This window comes from Gemmatimonadota bacterium, from assembly GCA_026706345.1.
Classification (GTDB): domain Bacteria; phylum JAAXHH01; class JAAXHH01; order JAAXHH01; family JAAXHH01; genus JAAXHH01.
This window is the reverse complement of record JAPOYX010000081.1, coordinates 23,203-41,706: the sequence shown is the minus strand read 5'-3', so window position 1 is coordinate 41,706 and position 18,504 is coordinate 23,203. Positions and strand designations below refer to the sequence as shown.

Below are 18,504 nucleotides of genomic sequence, written 5' to 3'. Positions count from 1 at the left end.
TATGGATTCCATATCCGTAATCGTCATTACTTATAACGAAGAACCGCATATCGATACCTGTTTGCGAAGTGTTTCCTGGGCCGATGAAATCGTGGTGGTGGATTGCGGAAGCACTGATCGGACGGTCGAGATCTGCAACCGCCACGAAAAGGTCCGGCTGTTTCACGAAGACCGGCACGGCAGCGGGCAGCAGAAACAGCAGGCGCTGGACCGGGCGGTTTCCGAATGGGTGTTGAATCTGGACGCGGACGAGTGGCTCAGCGAATCCCTGGCGTCGGAGATCCAGGGTCTTCTCGCGTCGCCAGCGCCCTGCGACGGCTATCATGTTCCGCGGGAGAACTACTTCCTCTCCCGTCACATCCGGCACGCGGCGGGATGGGGAGACGACCGGCCGCTGAGGTTGTTCCGCCGGACGAAAACAAGCGTCACCAGGACCCAGGTACACGAGACCTTTGTCGTGGACGGACCGACCGGCGGTCTTGATTCACCCCTGATACACGATGCCTATACCAGTCTGTACCAGTATATCGAGAAGCTGAACGAGTATACGTCGATCGAGGTGAGAAACCGGCTGAAGGCGCATCCGGACCGCAGCATAACCTGGGTGCACATCGCCCTAGCCCCCCTGGGCGCGTTCTGGAAGATGTACGTGGTGAAAAGGGGCTATCTCGATGGGATGCAGGGGCTTCTGCTCTGCCTGCTTTCCTCGGTGTCGGTCATGTCCGGATACGCGAAAACCTGGGAGTACCGGATGTACAGGGAGCGGGGCAGCCGGATGTTCCCGCCCATACGTACCGAAGAGGTAAGGACGCGGCAGCCGGGCTACAACCGGCTGATAAGGGACGGTGACGAAGAATTCAACTGGAAGGATGGTTGATACCGGATGAGCCTGAAAGACACGCTTTATAAAACCGCATCGCGATACGAACCGCTTCAGCGGGTCCTTCGGGATTCCATTGTAGCGCGGAAACTGAGGTTCCCGGAAGTGATCAGCATCGAGGGGTCGAGTTTCTGCAACGCCGACTGCATCATGTGCCCGCGTGAACTATTGAGCCGCAAGAAGGGCAACATGTCCATGGACCTGTACCGCAAGATCATCGACGAATGTGCCGAAAACGCCCGGTACATCCGGCTCATACAGCCCTTCATGTTCGGGGAGTCCTTTATCAACAGGCAGCTCGTCGAGATGATCGCGTATACGAAACGAAAACTGCCCCGCGTGCCGGTCAGCGTGAGTACCAACGGTTCCCTGATCACGCCACAGAAGGCGCAGGAGCTCATCGACTGCGGGCTGGACAAGATCAACATCGACATCGACGGGGCGACGGCGGAGACCTTTGAAGCGGTGCGCGTCGGGCTCGATTACGAACAGGTGGTGGAGAACGCGCGGTACCTGATGGAACTGAAACGGTCCGTCCGCAGCAAGACGCCGGAAATCACGGTGACCATCATCAACATGGCCGAGACCCAGCACGAGATCGATGCGTTCCGGGACCTGTGGACGCCCATCGCCGACAACGTAGTGGTGCAGAGCTATACCACCTGGACGGGCAGCGTGGAAGACAAGAACGTGGGCGACCAGGCCGCGGCATCGGCCACGGGCGGTTTCACCTTTCCCTGCAAGCATCCCTGGGAGGAATTCGTCATCGCCAACGACGGCCGCGTGTCCATCTGCTGTCTCGATTTCGACTTCAAGGTAGAGGTGGGCGACGTCTCGAAGCAATCGATCAGGGAAGTCTGGAACGGCGCTCCGATCCAGGAAATCCGCCAGAAGATGATCGAGAACCGGTACGACGAGCTCGAAATCTGCAGCCAGTGCAACAACTACATCTTTCAGACGGAATGCGCCTGGCACCAGGTGTGGAAGTGATGCCAGCAGACCCGCAATCTGCCGGTCCGCCTGGACCGCTTGGACCGCATGGTCTGCGTGGGCCGCATGGATCCAGTGGACCTGCCGGGCCGCACCGGCCGCATGGGCCGCCCGGGTGCCCGCAATCGCCCCCTGTCTGATTTACCTGCGCCAAAAGGAATGCCCATGGCCGGCCTGGCGCCCACGCGCATTCTGCAGGTGTGTTCCTCCCTGGCCTGGGGCGGCACGGAGATGCACGTGCCGATCCTTTCCGAAAAGCTCAGGAATCGCGGCCACGACGTGCGTCTCGTGCTCCACCCCGGGGGATCCATCGTCCGGGAAGCACGGGGGCGGGATATTCCGACCGAGACCATCCGCGCAGGCGGATATGTGAATCTCGCTTCGACCTGGGCGCTTCAGCGTTGCATACGGCGCTTCCGGCCCGGCGTCATCCATCTCCATCTGTCACGCGACCTCTGGCAGACGGTGCCCGCCGCGCTGCTGGCGGGTTTCGACGGACCGATCCTCCTCACCAAACACGTCGGTTCATACGTGACGAAGAGGGACCCGCTGCACCGGTGGCTGTATCGGCGCGTTTCCCGCATCATCACGGTGTCGGAGACACTGAACAGGAACGTGCGGGAGACCTGTCCTGTCCCACCGGACCGCGTGGTGACCGTCCATCCGGCCGTGGACATGGACCGTTTCGATCCGGCCCGCTACGACCGGGAGGACACGAGAAGATCGCTTGGTATTCCGGTCGGCGCTATCGTGGCGGGTACCGTGGGACGCGTTTCGCCGGGAAAGGGTTACGAGGAGTTCCTGCAGGCCGCCCGGATGCTTCGGGACCGCCATCCGGATAAGCCTCTACGATTCCTGGTCGTGGGTTCGGCCAGCTACGGCGAGGAAGCATACCACGACGGAATCGTACAATACGCCCGGGAACTGGATATCGCTGAAACCGTACTCTTCACGGGCTTCAGACGGGATATTCCCGCCTTGCTCAAGGCCATGGACGTTTTTATATTTCCCTCCAGAGCGGAGGGATTCGGCGCGACCGTCATCGAGGCGATGGCCATGGGCGTGGCCTGCGTTTCGACCCGGTCCGACGGAACGCTGGACACGGTTGTGGAAGGCGAGACGGGCCTGGTCTTTCAGGGTGGAGACGCGGAAGGGCTGGCGCGGTCGGTCGAATCGCTGCTGACGGACGAGCGTCTGCGCGAACGTATCGCGGAGAACGGTTACCGGCAGGCCAGAGAGCGCTTCAATCTCGATGCCATGACCGACCGCGTGGAAGCGCTCTATGCCACTTCAACGGTCCATCCCGCCTGATCCGGTCCCGGCTTCTTCATGAACCTGTACCTCCGAATACTGTCCTATGTGAAGCCCTACTGGTACTTCATGGCCGGCGCCATGGTCTGCATGGCCTGCTTCGCGATCACCAGCAGCGCCACGGTCTGGGTGGCCCTGCCCTTTCTGCAGACCCTCTTCGGCCAGGAGACGGTGCAGACGGAACCATCCGGTCAGCCTGGGCAGGCCGGGCGGACCGGGCGGACCGGGCGGACCGGGCGGACCGGGCGGACCGGACAGCTCGACCTGGCACAGGATTCGGCGAACCGGCTTGAACAGCGGACGGGGATGACGGACCTGCGGGAGTCGTTGAAAGAACGAACCAGCGACCTGATCACCCGGCCCACCAAGCAGGCGACCCTCGAACGCCTCTGCCTGATCATTCTGGCCATCCTCCTGCTCAAGAACATCAGCAGCTACCTGCAGGCCTACCTCATGGCCTTCGCCGAGAACGGCGTCATAAAAGACCTGAGGAACCACCTATACATCCATCTGCACCGTCTTTCCCTGTCCTACTTCCACGGGGAACGCACGGGGGAGCTCATCTCCCGCGTATCCTACGACGTCATGAAGATCAACGGGACGATCTCGGCCGCTTTCGGCACGCTGATCAAAGAACCCATGCTGGTGGTGGTCTTTCTCGCGATCCTCCTGATCCTGAGCTGGCAACTGACGCTGGTCTCCCTGGTCCTGCTTCCCTTGAGCGTCCTTGTCATTACCACGGTGGGCAGGCGGCTGCGCCGGAGCAGCACGGCCTCCCAGGAAGCCATGGCCGATCTGACCTCGACGCTTCAGGAGACCGTGGCCGGCGTGCGGGTGGTCAAGGCCTTCAACATGGAGTCTTTTGAAATAGGCAAGTTCAAGCGGCAGACGCAGCACTACTTCCGCACGCTGCTCCGCCTGACCCACATGCACAACCTGGCGAGCCCCATAACGGAAATCCTGGGCAGCGCTGTCGGCCTGGCGATTCTCTGGTACGGGGGGCGTCAGGTCCTGGAAGGCGACCTGCTGGCGCCCGAGGACTTCCTGACTTTCTTCCTCGCCCTCTTTTCCATGATGAAACCGGTGAAGGAACTCGGACAGGTACACAACCGGATCCAGGAAGGGATCGCCGCCGCCGACCGCGTTTTCTCGATCCTGGACACGGCGCCCGAGATCACGGACGCGCCGGATGCGCAGCCGCTACCCGACCTACGGCGGGAAATCCGCTTCAATCGTGTTACCTTCCGGTACCATCAGGCCTCCGGGCCCGCCCTGGAGGAGATCGACCTCGAGGTCCGGTCGGGAGAAACCGTGGCCCTGGTGGGGCCCAGCGGGGGAGGCAAGTCCACCCTGGTGGACCTGGTCGCCCGGTTCTATGACCCGACCGGCGGCCGCATCGAGATCGACGGGCGCGACCTGCGGTCGGTCACCGTGGCTTCCCTGCGGGAGAAGATGGGCATCGTGACACAGGACGTCATCCTGTTCAACGACACGGTCCGCAACAACATCGCCTACGGCGTGGAGACCACGCCCCTGGACCGGATTCGATCCGCCGCGGCCGCCGCCAACGCGGATGCTTTCATCGATCAGTTGCCCGCCGGATACGATACCTTTCTCGGGGAGCGGGGCGTGCGTCTCTCCGGGGGCCAGCGCCAGCGGATCGCCATCGCCCGGGCCATCCTGAAGGATCCCCAGATCCTCATATTCGACGAGGCCACCTCCAGCCTGGACACGGAGTCCGAACTGCTGGTCCAGGAGGCCATCGACCGGCTGATGAGGGGGAGGACGGCCCTGGTCATCGCCCATCGCCTGTCGACGGTGCAGAAGGCGGATCGGGTGGCCGTGGTCGACCGCGGCCGGATCGTCCAGGCCGGCGTCCACGGTTCGCTGATCCAGGAAGACGGCCTGTACAGGAAGCTTTACAACCTGCAGTTCCGGGACCAGGAACCGGTCGCGGAATAACGGACGGCGGACGGCGATGATGTGGTATCCTATCGAGAAGCGTTTCAAGACCCGGGTACTCAAATGGCTGGCCAGCCACCCCCTGGGGAAACGCCGTACGCCGCCCGGGGCGATCGACCCGGACGGCATCAGGCGGATCCTGATCATCCGGCAACACGATCAGTTCGGCGATTTCCTGCTGACCACCCCCGCGATCTACGCGCTACGGACGCGGTTTCCGGACGCCCACCTGTCCCTGGTGATCCGCGCCTACCTGTCCCCCGTGGCCCGGGGAAATCCGGACGTGGACGAAGTACTGGTCTTCCACGAATCCGGCTGGAGATGGCGGCCCCGGGACATCGGGTCCTTCGTCGGCCTGATGCGTGATCCCGTCGACCTGGCGGTCGTGTTCAATACGGTCTCCCACTCCTTTTCGAGCGACCTCATCGCCTGGCTGTCCGGCGCTCCGGTGGTCATGGGGCCTGCCACCCCCACTTTCGATCATCTCGATCATAATCCGTTCTACACGATTAACGTACCCGTGGATCCCGAACCCAGGCACCAGATCCAGCGCAACCTGGACGTGGTGCGGCACATCGGTGCGGATACGGACGATCTTTCCTACCGGTACGTCATGTCCGAGGAGGAACAGACCGGAGGCCGCGAGGTAATCGAAAGCCTGGCGGGAGGCCCCGGAAAGCCCCGCGGACCCGTGGTCGCCGTCCATTTCGGTACCGGGGACGTGAGAAAAAGATACCCCGTCGGACAACTGGCCCGCGTCTGCGATGAACTGGCCGACCGCTTCCCGGTGCGGATCGTGGTCATACCGGCGCCGGGTGAAGATGATTTGCTGCGTACGTTCCGAGAAGCTACATCGACCCCGGCGCACAGCGCGCCGCCCCTGTCGCTGCGAGAGGTCGCGGGCGTGATCCACGCCGCGGATCTGCTCGTATGCAACGATACCGGCGTGCTCCACCTGGCCGCCGCCGTGAAGACGCCCACCCTGTCCTTCCACGCCACCAGCGATCCGGCCTGCTGGAAACCGCCCGGCACTCGGCACCGCGCCTTTTACGCGGAAAGTCAACGGATCGACGAGATCCCGCCGGACCGGGTGTGCCGCGAAATCATCGCCATGCTGGCTGATTCCCACGGCGCCGAACAGGACGGGATAATCCGGGTCTGAGCCTGGGGCGGGCCCGGCCTAATTCACTTGACACGACCCCGGCCCGCCCGTACCATGTTGCCCGCTCAGGCGAACGCCTTAAAAGGCACGGGAACGGGTGAACATGGCGACGAAACTTGATCTGGGCTGCGGACCTTTCGGGAAGCTGGAGGGGGCCATCGGCCTGGATGTCAATGATGCGGCGCACGTGGACGTGGTCCACGACCTGGACGAATATCCCTATCCCTTCGACGACCAACAATTCGACCACATCGAGATGTCCCACATACTGGAACACATCCGCCAGCCGTCCCGGGCCATGGACGAAGTGCACCGCATCGCGCGGCCGGGCGCGTCGGTCCGCATCGTCACGCCCCATTACTCTTCGCAGTTGTCCTATGGCGACCTGACCCACTATCATCATTTCGGTTACGTGACGATCACCCAGATGTGCCGGGACGGCCGGTTCCGAATGGACGGCTGCAGGCTGATCTTCAGCGACATCTACCGGGTGCTCGGCGTCAGCCTGCTCGCGAACTGGTTTCCCCGCCGGTGGGAGAAATACCTCGCGTTCATATTGCCCGGCATGTACGTCGAGGCGAATCTGACCGTGGTCAAGCCTTGAACGGGATGGGATGAACCGGAGGAATTAAATGTCTGATTCGACGGACGCCGCCGGCAGCAGGGCTGCCTCGCCGGATGCCGCCGGCAGCAGGGCCGCCGCGGCGCTGCGCCGCTACTGGCGGGCGAACATACGGATCATGGCCTTGTTGCTCGGGCTGTGGGCCCTGGCCGGACTGGGGGCCGGCATCCTGTTCGCAGACACGCTCAACGCGTATCGCATATCCGGCACAGGCTTTCCCCTGGGGTTCTGGTTCGCTCACCAGGGCAGCATCATCGTGTTCGTGCTGCTCATACTGGCCTACTGCCTGTACATGAATCGCCTGGACAACCGGCATCGCCGGGAACTCGAAACCACCAGACAGGAAGGGTAGACGCGGCCGATGTCGGTACAGGCTTGGACCTATTTCTTCGTAGCCCTCTCTTTCGGCCTCTACCTCTTTATCGCGTGGCGGACCCGGGTCCGGGACACCCGGGGCTTCTACGTGGCCGGGCGGGGCGTGCCCGCGGCGGCCAACGGCATGGCCACGGCCGCCGACTGGATGAGCGCGGCTTCCTTTATTTCCATGGCCGGCCTGATTTCCACCATGGGGTACGCCGGCGGCGTCTACCTCATGGGCTGGACGGGCGGCTACGTGCTGCTGGCGCTGCTGCTCGCCCCGTACCTGCGGAAATTCGGCCACTACACCGTGCCGGATTTCGTGGGCGACCGTTACGCGTCGGACCTGGCGCGCGTGGTGGCCGTCTCGTGTGCCATTTTCATCAGCTTTACCTACGTGGCGGGGCAGATGCGCGGCGTGGGCGTCGTCTTCAGCCGGTTCCTCGAAGTGGACATTCATATCGGCGTCATCATCGGGATGGCCATTGTCTTCATCTACGCCACGCTCGGGGGAATGAAGGGCATCACGTGGACCCAGGTCGCCCAGTACTGGGTGCTCATCACCGCGTTTCTCATCCCCGCAATCGCCATCAGCATCAAGCTCACGGGCAGCCCCCTGCCGCAGGCGGGACTCGGCAGCACGCTGGAGCCTTCGATCGCGGGCGAGACGGGCGTATACCTGCTGGAGAAGCTCAACCAGATACAGGCCGACCTGGGGTTCAGCAGCTACACGGCCACCTTCGTGGGAGGGTGGGACAAGGTCAACGTATTCTGCGTGGCCCTCGCCCTCATGGTGGGCACGGCGGGCCTGCCCCACGTGCTCGTCCGGTTCTATACCGTCAAATCGGTCAAGGCGGCCCGGTGGAGCGCCTTCTGGGCGCTGCTCTTCATCTCCCTGCTGTACCTTACCGCGCCCGCGACCGCGGCCTTCGCGCGGTACTACATGATCGACAGCCTGAACGGGAAGACTGTCCAGGAACTTCCGTCCTGGTTCGAGAACTGGGAGAAGACCGGCCTGATCCTGTGGATGGACGACGGAGACGGCGTCATGCGGTATTCGGCCGGTGACGACAACGAGATTTTCCGCGGCGGGTCCCTGTCGCACACGGAACTGTCCTCCATACAGGTCGACCACCAGTCCTGGCTCGATTCGGACGGCGCGGAGGGTGCGGATGGGCGCACGGCCCTCAGGGCCCGGGGGCTTTCCGGTCCGGACCGTGACATCATCGTGTTGGCGACGCCGGAAATGGCCGAACTGGCCAGCTGGATCATCGCGCTCGTCGCGGCTGGCGGTCTGGCGGCGGCCCTGTCCACGGCCAGCGGGCTGCTGCTCGTTATTTCGTCCAGTGTTTCCCACGACCTGTACTACCGCGTATTGCGCCCGAACGCGAGCGAGAGCCAGCGCCTTTCCGTGGGCCGCAGCGTGATCGGCGTAGCCGTGATCGTGGCCGGTGTATTCGGTATCTACCCGCCGGGTTTCGTCAGCCAGGTGGTAGCCTTCGCCTTCGGCCTCGCCGCCGCGAGCTTCTTCCCCGCCATCGTACTGGGCATTTTCAGCAAGCGCGTGGGTACGATACCCGCCGTGTGCGGTATCCTGGCCGGTATCGGCTTTACGGCTTTCTACATCATCGCGTGCGTGTTCTTCGGCATGGAAACCTGGACCTTCGGGCTGTTCGCCAACGGCATCAGTCCCCAGGGGATCGGGACGATCGGCATGCTGATCAACTTCGCCGTGACCCTGTCGCTCACGCCGCTCTTCCCCAGGCCCGGCCGGGAAATCGAGGCCATGATCGACTCGGTCAGAGAACCGGAGGACGCGGGTCCCGCGGTGATGATCGAGGCGGCCCCGGAACACTGATCCACGGGAGCCGGCAGCATGTCCATTTCCATCATAATCATAGCACGGAATGAAGCGGATCGGATCGAACCCTGCCTCCGGAGCGCCCGGTTCGCCGACGAGATCGTGCTGGTGGACTCGGGGAGCACGGACGATACCGTGGCCATAGCGCAGAAGTACGCCGACCGCGTCATCGAAACGGAGTGGCTGGGCTACGGGCCGACCAAGCAGGTGGCCTTGGAGCACGTCACGGGGGAGTGGGTGCTCTGGCTGGACGCGGACGAGCACGTGCCCACGGACCTGCGCGATGAAATCCTCGCCGTTGTGGATACGGGCGCGCACGCCGGATACCATATCGCCCGGAAGACGCTGTTCCTCGGGCACTGGATCCGGCACTGCGGCTGGTATCCCGGCTACGTGCTGCGCCTCTTCCGGCGCGGGGCCGCCCCCCGGTTCACGGACGACGAGGTCCACGAGTCGCTGCGCATCCGGGGCACGACCGGATATCTGAAGCACCCCATGATCCACGATACCGATCCCACTCTCCATCACTACCTTTCCAAGTTCAACAGCTTTACCAGTCTCGGCGCGCGCCAGCTCTACCTGTCGGGCAGGCGTTTCCGTTTGACAGATCTGGTGTTCCGTCCGATTTTTACCCTGTTCAAGATGTACGTGTTGAAGCGGGGTTTCCGGGACGGCCTGCCGGGCTTCATCCTGTGCGGCCTTTCCGCGTGTCACGTTTTCACCAAGTACGCCAAGCTATGGCACCTGCACGTCCGCGGCTCCGCCGACGTCGAGTCTGGACCGGCGGGCAGTCGATCCTCCTGAAACCGCACATCCACCGGCGTCTCCCATGCAATCGCTGTCCGTCGTCGTAATCACGTACAATGAGGAGCGGAAGCTCCGGCGGTGCCTGGAACCGGTTTCCTGGGCCGATGACATCGTCGTGGTCGACAGCTTCAGTACCGACGCCACGTTGGAAATCGCGGGAAACTACACCGGCCGCGTGTTTCAGCGGGCGTGGCCGGGCTTCGCCGGCCAGCGAAACTTCGGCATGGAGCAGGCCCGCGGGGACTGGATCCTCTTTCTCGACGCCGACGAATACGTCACCGGCGGTCTCGAAGAGCGAATCCGCAACCTGCTGCGGGACGGCGGGGACTACGACGCGTACAAGATCCACCGGCTGGAACACTTCCTTGGGTTTCCCATACGGCACGGGACCCTGAACCCCAGCTACCAGCCCCGGCTGATGAGAAAGGGGAAGGGGTACTGGATGGGGGGCGCCCACGCGCACATCGAGCTAAACGCTCACGGCGAGCTGGGGCTCATCCACGAAGACCTCTACCACGATTCGCACAACACGCTCTCCGATTTCATCTCCCGGATCAACCAGTACAGTTCGGTGGACGCCGGAGAGCGCATAGAGGCGGGCCAGCGCGTGGGACGTCTGCGCCTGGTGCTTTCTCCCCTCGGGATGGCCTGGAAGTGCTACATCGTGAAGGGGGCGTACAGGGACGGTTTTCCCGGTCTTCTCTTCAGCCTGTGCATGGGGATCTACTCGTTCCTGAGGCTGGTCAAGGTATGGCAGCGTGAATCCGCGGCGGAGGACGGGACGGAACGCCGGGAGCGGTCCTCCGCGTGACGGCCGATTCGGACTGAATCATGGCACAGGGCAAGCGATGCAGTATCGTGATTCCGACGTGGAACGCGGGTCCTCTGGTCGAAAGGTGCCTGCGCGCGCTGAAAGATCACGGGGAAGCGGACCGGGCGGAGATCGTCGTCGTCGACGATGGCGGCACGGACGACACCGCCTCAAGGATACGGGCTGCCTGTCCGGATTCGGTCCTGGTGAGGCACGATGAGAACAGGGGTTTCGCCGCGGCGTGCAACACGGGCGTGTCCCGGGCTTCGCACGAGGTCGTGGTCCTGCTCAACAACGACGTCATCGCGACCGGGCCGTTCTTGGACCCGCTCCTGTCGCACTTCCGCGACGAGCGGGTGTTCGCCGTCAATGCCCGGGTCTACCAGGCCGGGGACGGCCGTCCCGGCGGTGGGCTGGTGCGGGGTACCATGCACTGCGGGCTGCTTCGGCTCAGGTGGGCCGAGCGGGAGTCCCAGAGAGAAGCCGGTGGGCTGACGTTGTACGCCAACGGGGCCGCCATGGCGGTCTCCCGGGACAAGTACCTGGCGCTGGGTGGATTCGACACGCTGTACGCCCCCTTCTACTCGGAAGACCTGGACCTGTCCTACCGCGCGTACCTCCGGGGCTGGACCGTGCGCTACGAACCGGAAAGCCGGGTTGACCACGACCACGGCGCGACGATCGGCTCCCGGCACGACCAGGCCCTCATCGACCGCGTCAGCATGAGAAACCGGATCCTGTTCGTGTGGCGCAACGTGCGGGACGGGCGTTACCTGGTCCAACATGCCTTCTGGATGGTCGCGCGGTTTCTCGGTGCGGTGTTGAAGGGCGACCTGACTTTTCCGGGCGCGCTGGCGGACGCGGCGCGCCTCAGGGATGCGGTGATGACGCGGCGGCGGTCCGACCCGGATCCCGTCGTATCCGACCGCGAGATTCTGCGGTCGACATCCCGTTGGGCGGCGCGCGACGACGCTGGACCGGCGCGCGAAAACCGGAACGGCGCGCGAGACCGCCGGACCAGTGCGCGAAAACCGGACGACGCGTGAAGACGTCCGATCGACGGACACCGGACTCGAAGGAAACACTTGATACCCGATGGAAGCTCCCGAAGCAAAACGGATCCTCCTTTCCCGGTTGCGGTTCATCGGCGACGTGGTACTTACCACGCCGGTGATCAGGGCGCTGAAGCGGCAGTACCCGGAAGCGGGCCTGTACTACCTGGCGGAGGCGGGACCCGCGGCGGTCCTCGCCCACAACCCCCACCTGGAGGAGGTGATCGTGCTGCCGGACGAACTCCTTCCGGCCCGGTCCGTCCTGACCCGGTGCCGGGAACAGGCACGTTTTCTCCGTTCCCTGCGGCAGCGGCGATTCGACCTGGCGATCGATCTCTTCGGGAATCCGCGTAGCGCGCTGTTGACCCTGGCCACGGGGGCCAGGTACCGGGTCGGCTACGATGTGCGGGGACGGGGCAGGGCGTACAATGTCAAAATCAGGCGGTCGGCTTCCCCTCGGGCAGTGGATGCCTGCCTGGACGCCATCCGCACGATCGGCGTTCCCGCGGATGATGACCGCACCGAAGTCCATTTCTCCGCCGAAGACGCGAATTGGGCCGAATCCTGGCTGGTGGAGCGGGGAATCGACGGCACGCGCCCGACAGTCGCACTGAACCCCGGCGCCAGCTGGCCGGCCAAGACCTGGAGCGTGGAGCGGTTCGCCGAACTGGCCCGGGGACTGATCGAGGAATTGAACGTCACGGTCCTGCTGGTCGCGGGACCCGGGCAGTGGGAGACCATGGCCGGTTTGAACGCGTGGTCGGGCCATGTCTGTCCCGTCGTGGAAACCGATTCACTCACCCGGCTGGCGGCGTTGATTCGCCGTTGCGATCTGTACGTTGCCAATGACTGCGGTCCGATGCATATCGCCGTCGCCGTGGGTACGCCCACGATCGGCCTCTTCGGTCCGAGCCGTCCGGAAATCTGGTTTCCCTACCCCAATGCGGACGGGCACGTGGCATTGCGGGCGGAAACGGACACCTGCTGCGGCCGCGATTACTGCATCAGGCCGACGCCGTGCATCGAATCGATATCGCCGCGTACAGTGCTCGAGACCGCCGCGTCCGCGCTCGGGCGGTCCACTTAGTCACCCCTCTCCGGGATACGTCCATGTCCGCCGATCCCGACCGCATCCTGGTCATCAAACTGCGCGCCACCGGGGACGTCGTCCTCGCGACACCGGTCATCGAGAACCTGAAGCGGCGGTTCCCCCGGGCCCGTCTCTCTTTTCTGACGGAAGAGGCCTCCGCGGACATCGTGCGCTGGAATCCGTTCCTGGATGAACTCATCGCGCTGCCGATTCGACGCTGGGAACGCGCCGGTTTCCGGGGATCCTGGCGCGAGCAGGCGCGGTTCTACCGAAACCTGCGCCGGAGACGCTTCGATCTCGCGATCGACCTGTTCGGCAATCCGCGCAGCGCCGTGCTGACCTGGCTGACCGGGGCGCCTGAACGGGTCGGTTACGCCTTCCGGGGGCGCCGCCACGCCTACAACACCGTGATCACGCCCTCGGGCCAGACCAGACACGAGGTCCTGTTCCACCTGGAAGCCCTGGAGGCGATCGACGTCCCGGTTGCCGCCGACCGGCCGAGTGTCGCCATTCCCGGGACGGCCGACGGAAAGGCTGTCCGGTGGCTGCGTGAAAACGCCCGGGGAGGGCGAGCGGTCATCGGGCTGAATCCCGGAGGAGGATGGGCCGTCAAGCGTTGGCCGCCCGAGTTTTTCGGCCGCCTCGCCGATGCCCTGATCGATGAATACGGCGCCGACGTCCTGATCCTGTGGGGGCCGGGCGAGGAAGGGCTCGCCGGGCAGGTCGCCGGGGCCATGAACAACCGCCCCCTCCTTCTTCCGGCGGTGACGCTTTCGGAACTGGGCGCCTTCCTGAAACGCTGTCGTCTGCTGGTCAGCAACGACAGCGGTCCGATGCACATGGCCGCGGCGCTGAACGTCCCGACGCTCGGTATCTTCGGGCCCACCGACCCCCGGGCCCAGGGCCCCTGGGGCGATGGACACGGGGTGGTGCGGCAGGAAACCGTCGACTGTCTCGGCTGCAACCGGGTCGACTGTCCCATCGGCAACATATGCATGACGACCCTGGAACCCCGGGAGGTACTGGCGAAGGTGCGTTCGTTCATGCCAGTCGAAGCTTGACACCACATGGTCCACATGTTATATTTGACTACTTTGGAAGGTCTACGTCAGCCGGTCTCTAAAAGGATCAGACAGAAGGTAGCTATTTGCGGAAAGATATCGTAGTTGAAACGGCCACGCATGAAACGCGTATCGCCATGCTCGAAGACAATCATCTCGTCGAGCTTCTGGTCGAACGCCCGGAACACGAACGCGTGGTCGGGAATATCTGCAAGGGCGTTGTAACAGCGGTCATACCGAGCATACAGGCGGCCTTTGTGGATATCGGAATGGACAAGGCGGCCTTCCTGCAGGCATCGGACGTCACCGGGGGGGCCGACTGGATAGATTTTGACGACGACGAGAATCAGGATTCCGGATCGGGCCGGGGCAGGGACCGGGAGTACCGGATCCAGGAGATGGTCAAGGAAGGCCAGGAAATCGTCGTCCAGATCACGAAGGAGTCCATAGGCACCAAGGGACCGCGGGTCACCTCTCAGATTTCTCTGCCGGGGAGGTTTCTCGTGGTGGTTCCTCATGCCAATTACGTCGGCGTTTCGCGACGGATCGACGACTGGAGCGAAAAGCGCAGGCTGAGAGACCTGGCGAGAATGCTCAAATCCGACGACTGCGGGGTCATCGTGCGGACCGCCGCTCTCGGAAAATCGGATTCCGAGTTGAAGAACGATCTGAAGCAATTGACCAGGACGTGGCGGAACATAGAGAAACAGGTCGGGAAAACACCTGCTCCCGCCATGATCCACAAGGACGTCGAGATGACGTCCGGGATGATACGCGACCTGTTCACGCCCGACATCGACAGCGTGATCATCGATTCGAAGCCGGTGTACAAGGAGATCTTGGCGTACCTCAAGGGGGTGGCCCCCCAACTTCGCGAACGCGTCCACATGTACGACGGGACGGCACCGGTGTTCGACGCCTACGGGATCGAGAACGAAATCGGCAAGGCGCTGCACCGGAAGGTCTGGCTGAAGAACGGCGGATACATCCTCATCGAACCGACCGAAGCCCTGGTTACGATAGACGTGAATTCGGGGCGGTACGCGGGATCCAGGGGGCACGAGGAAACCGTGTTCCAGACCAATCTGGAAGCTTGCGCGGAGGTCGCGCGGCAGCTTCGACTCAGGGATATCGGGGGCATTATCGTCATCGACTTCATCGATATGGAAGATCGCGGAAACCGGCGGCAGGTGCACCAGGAGATGGAGCGGGCCATGTCCCACGACCGCGCGAGGACGCGCATGTCCAAGGAGATCAGCGAATTCGGACTGATCGAAATGACCCGCCAGCGGATTCGTCCGAGCCTGCTGTTCACCTTCAGCGAAGCGTGCCCGGTGTGCGACGGAACGGGACGAATCATGTCGCGCATCACCATGGTGACCCAGATAGGCCGGTGGCTGAAGCGGGCCAGGCCGGGGTTGAGAGAACGGAAACTCAAGCTCAAGGTACATCCCACCGTGGCATTGAGTCTGAACGAAAACGGCCAGGAGAAACTGGTGAACCTGCAGGACGAATACAAGATGCAACTTCAGGTCGAGGAAGATCCGTTTCTGCACGTGGAAGAGTTTCGCGTGTTTTCGGGTAAACGGGACCTGGACGTAACCGACGAGTTCAAGTAAGCGGACCACCGGACCAAAGGGACAAGGAGCAATAGATGTACGCTGTCATCAGATCGGGCGATCAGCAGTTCAGTGTCAACGAAGGGGACACGATCGAGGTCGAGAAGATCGCCGCCGAAGTGGGAGACGAGATCACCATCGACCAGGTGCTGCTCCTGGGCGGCGGAGAGACGCTGGTCGGTACGCCGACGGTGGCCGGCGCCACCGTGACGGCCAGGGTAACGGAGCAGGGGCGTCATCCTAAGATCGTGGTGTTCAAGATGAAGCGCCGTAAGAACTACCGCCGGAAGAGAGGGCACAGGCAGCCTTATACCGCCCTTGAAATAACCGGTATCAACTACGATCCAAGCGCAGCGAACTGATTGGAAAGGAACCTCGACATGGCCCACAAGAAAGGTGTAGGGAGCTCTCGAAACGGTAGAGACAGCAACCCCAAGTTTCTCGGGGTGAAAACCGGAGACGGCATGCGCGTCCGGGCCGGCAACATCCTCGTGCGCCAGCGTGGAACGCGGATTCTGCCCGGCAACAACGTGGGGCGCGGCAACGACGACACCCTGTTCGCCCTGACAGACGGCATCGTCCAGTTCCGCCGGTACGGGAAGAACCGCACACAGGTCCATATCGCCGACGGGTGATCCCATGGCGATCGACGACGCCGCCGTCGTTCGGAAGGCGAAAGTCGGTGTTTTCGCCTTCCTGGCCGAGCAGTTCCGCCGCGGCCTGATAGATGAAGGACTGTACGACCAGGCCCGCCAGAACGTAATCCCCGGTTTTCGTCACTGGCTGACTGACCAACACATCAACCGACTGTCCCCCAGGCTCAGAGACGGATTGAGAACCGCTGTCGAAGAGGCGAGGTGGGCCGATCTGGTTGAAGCCTACGTGGACGAGATCAAGTTCGGCACAGCGGGCATACGCGGCAAAGCCGCGATGACGGACGAAGAACTGCTGATCCTCTCCCGCGACGGCATGGATGCCCCCATCCTCAAGGGGCCGAATACCCTCAACAACATCGTTCTCCTGTTGAAGTCCACCGGCGTGGCGAAGTACGCCACCGATCATGGTCTCCGGTCCATCGTCATCGGCTATGACAGCCGGGTCGCGGGCCAGGATTTCGCCCGGCTGGTATCCCGGGTATTCCTCGCCGCGGGACTGAAAGTCTATCTGTTTGACGAAGCCTGCCCTTATCCGGAGATGACCTTCGCCATTCCGACGCTGGACGCCGACATGGGCATCCTGATTTCGGCGAGCCATAACGACCGAAGATACAACGGATACAAGCTTTCCGCCGGGACCGGATCGCAGTTTCCTCCACGGGAACGTTCGATCATCTACAACGACTACATCCGGAAAACGACTCCGGCCCATGTGACCCTCGTGGACTTCGATGAAGCCGGTGCCGATCCGGGTCGTCCCGACGATCCTTACCTGGACGGCAACAAACTCGTATTCCTCGGTGGCGGCGCCCCGCTGCCCGGATTCGACTATTCAGACCGCCCCCTCGTCAATATCCACCAGATGCATCAGGATCAGATCAGGACATTCATATCCAACCCGGCGATGATGAAGTCGTGGGCGCCTTCCATCGGGATCGGGTATTGCGCGTTTCACGGGGCCGGACGAAGAGCCGTGCCCCGGTTGCTGGACGATTTTGGCTTTACCCGCGTGGCCAGGGTGACGAGTCGCCGGTTGGACGAGCTTGACGGCCTCTTCCCCGCGTTTCAGGACCATCCGGAACAGCAACCGGATCCCGGTGATCCCATGGCGGCCGAGATTGCGGTGAATGCGTACGGCGAACAGTACGGCGCGGAGTCCATGGAACGCCTCGACATGATGATAGGGACCGATCCGGACGCCGACCGGGCGGGACTCGTGATCAAGGTCCCCCGGAAAGACCGCGCATACCACGAGAACCGGTCCCATGTCCTGCTCTCGGCGGACGACGCCTGGTCCCTGCTGCTCTGGTACCGCCTGTCCCAGGGGGCCGTGGATTCAGGGGAAAGCCAGCCGAGGCGGGAGGAGGCCTTCATCGTGCTTTCCCACATAACGACCGATGCGCTGGTCCGGCTTGCCCGAAAGTATGGGGTCGGCGTCATCAGGACCTGGGTCGGTTTCGGTTTGATAGCCAACGCGGTGGAGCGCGTGTGGTCGGGAGACGACCTGTCCGATCCTCGGTTCGGGGACATCATCTACCAGACCGTGGATATGGACGATAAGCCTCGGAGCTACAACGTGGCCTGCCTGGAGCAGAGTAACGGCTTCAGTATCCTGGGCGGCCCGCCGGCCACGGCCACGGCCATGGGAAGGAACGGACACGTTCGCGACAAGGACGGGGTCTTCGCCGCGATCCTGCTCGCCGAGGTGGCGGCCTACGCCGCGTCTCAAGGGACGACGATCTACGATCTGATCGACGAGCAGATCTACCTGGATCCCGACATCGGGGGTTTCGTGACCGATGTCGTGCCCGTTCCGCAGTGGGGAGAATTCAAGGGTCTGGAGGGATTGACGCGGAAGATCGATATCCTGAAAAGATGCGCCGAGCTGGGAGAACGCGTCAGGGCCGGCGAATCCCTTTCGCTGGACGGCCTCCCCGTGCTCTCGTCGGAAACTTTCGTGGCGGGCAAGTACGCGGATGCGCACCAGTGGCCCGGCTTTCCCGATGAAGGCATTCGATTCTACTTCGACGAGGAGAGACTCAATTACCTGACCGTGCGTCCTTCGGGCACGTCCCAGTGCTTCAGGTTTCACATACAGTTGAAGGCGGAGAACCTGTCGCGGAGCCGCCTCGCGGAACAGAAGCAGGAGGCGAGGCTGCGTGCCCGGAGGGTTATCGCCGCGATGGGCGAACTGGTCATGTAGGGTGCTTCATCCGGTGACGGCCGGGCTGACCGGGCTGACCGGGCTGACCGCTGGTATCCG

Annotated in this window: 17 protein-coding genes; all 17 read left to right on the top strand. The window is 63.1% G+C overall.

The genetic code is table 11. The features are described 5' to 3' along the window. Position 1 precedes the first annotated feature (1 nt). Entirely contained in the window at positions 2-877 is an 876-nt protein-coding gene (locus OXG98_06470) for a glycosyltransferase family 2 protein (GenBank protein ID MCY3771646.1), read from the top strand. A gap of 6 nt (positions 878-883) precedes the next feature. Beyond that, positions 884-1,870, top strand: a complete 987-nt coding sequence (locus OXG98_06465; GenBank protein ID MCY3771645.1) for a radical SAM protein — start codon at positions 884-886, stop codon at positions 1,868-1,870. 165 nt (positions 1,871-2,035) lie between these two features. Beyond that, positions 2,036-3,181, top strand: a complete 1,146-nt coding sequence (locus OXG98_06460) for a glycosyltransferase family 4 protein (protein MCY3771644.1) — start codon at positions 2,036-2,038, stop codon at positions 3,179-3,181. Positions 3,182-3,199: 18 nt separating this feature from the next. Further along, a complete protein-coding gene (locus OXG98_06455) occupies positions 3,200-5,143 on the top strand; it encodes an ABC transporter transmembrane domain-containing protein (protein MCY3771643.1) in 1,944 nt (647 codons plus the stop codon). Between the two features lie 16 nt (positions 5,144-5,159). After that, positions 5,160-6,305 (top strand): glycosyltransferase family 9 protein, encoded by a 1,146-nt coding sequence (locus tag OXG98_06450; protein ID MCY3771642.1) that lies wholly within the window; start codon positions 5,160-5,162, stop codon positions 6,303-6,305. A gap of 103 nt (positions 6,306-6,408) precedes the next feature. Next, the gene (locus OXG98_06445) at positions 6,409-6,909 is read left to right on the top strand and encodes a methyltransferase domain-containing protein (protein ID MCY3771641.1); all 501 of its coding nucleotides are present in this window, start codon (positions 6,409-6,411) and stop codon (positions 6,907-6,909) included. A 103-nt stretch (positions 6,910-7,012) separates the two neighbouring features. Further along, a complete protein-coding gene (locus OXG98_06440) occupies positions 7,013-7,279 on the top strand; it encodes a DUF4212 domain-containing protein (protein ID MCY3771640.1) in 267 nt (88 codons plus the stop codon). A gap of 9 nt (positions 7,280-7,288) precedes the next feature. Then, positions 7,289-9,142 carry a cation acetate symporter gene (locus tag OXG98_06435; protein ID MCY3771639.1) on the top strand — a complete coding sequence of 618 codons (1,854 nt, stop codon included), beginning with the start codon at positions 7,289-7,291 and terminating at the stop codon, positions 9,140-9,142. An 18-nt stretch (positions 9,143-9,160) separates the two neighbouring features. Next, on the top strand, positions 9,161-9,949 hold the full coding sequence (locus tag OXG98_06430) for a glycosyltransferase family 2 protein (GenBank protein MCY3771638.1): 789 nt from the start codon (positions 9,161-9,163) through the stop codon (positions 9,947-9,949). A 25-nt stretch (positions 9,950-9,974) separates the two neighbouring features. After that, the gene (locus OXG98_06425) at positions 9,975-10,763 is read left to right on the top strand and encodes a glycosyltransferase family 2 protein (protein MCY3771637.1); all 789 of its coding nucleotides are present in this window, start codon (positions 9,975-9,977) and stop codon (positions 10,761-10,763) included. A 20-nt stretch (positions 10,764-10,783) separates the two neighbouring features. Further along, the gene (locus OXG98_06420) at positions 10,784-11,809 is read left to right on the top strand and encodes a glycosyltransferase family 2 protein (protein MCY3771636.1); all 1,026 of its coding nucleotides are present in this window, start codon (positions 10,784-10,786) and stop codon (positions 11,807-11,809) included. Positions 11,810-11,858: 49 nt separating this feature from the next. Next, positions 11,859-12,902, top strand: a complete 1,044-nt coding sequence (locus tag OXG98_06415; protein MCY3771635.1) for a glycosyltransferase family 9 protein — start codon at positions 11,859-11,861, stop codon at positions 12,900-12,902. Positions 12,903-12,925: 23 nt separating this feature from the next. After that, entirely contained in the window at positions 12,926-13,966 is a 1,041-nt protein-coding gene (locus OXG98_06410; protein MCY3771634.1) for a glycosyltransferase family 9 protein, read from the top strand. An 86-nt stretch (positions 13,967-14,052) separates the two neighbouring features. Beyond that, complete coding sequence (locus OXG98_06405; protein ID MCY3771633.1) at positions 14,053-15,585, top strand: Rne/Rng family ribonuclease; 1,533 nt, start codon at positions 14,053-14,055, stop codon at positions 15,583-15,585. Between the two features lie 35 nt (positions 15,586-15,620). Further along, complete coding sequence (gene rplU / locus OXG98_06400; GenBank protein MCY3771632.1) at positions 15,621-15,947, top strand: 50S ribosomal protein L21; 327 nt, start codon at positions 15,621-15,623, stop codon at positions 15,945-15,947. 18 nt (positions 15,948-15,965) lie between these two features. Beyond that, complete coding sequence (gene rpmA, locus OXG98_06395; GenBank protein ID MCY3771631.1) at positions 15,966-16,220, top strand: 50S ribosomal protein L27; 255 nt, start codon at positions 15,966-15,968, stop codon at positions 16,218-16,220. Between the two features lie 4 nt (positions 16,221-16,224). Further along, entirely contained in the window at positions 16,225-18,444 is a 2,220-nt protein-coding gene (locus OXG98_06390) for a hypothetical protein (protein ID MCY3771630.1), read from the top strand. Positions 18,445-18,504: the final 60 nt, after the last annotated feature.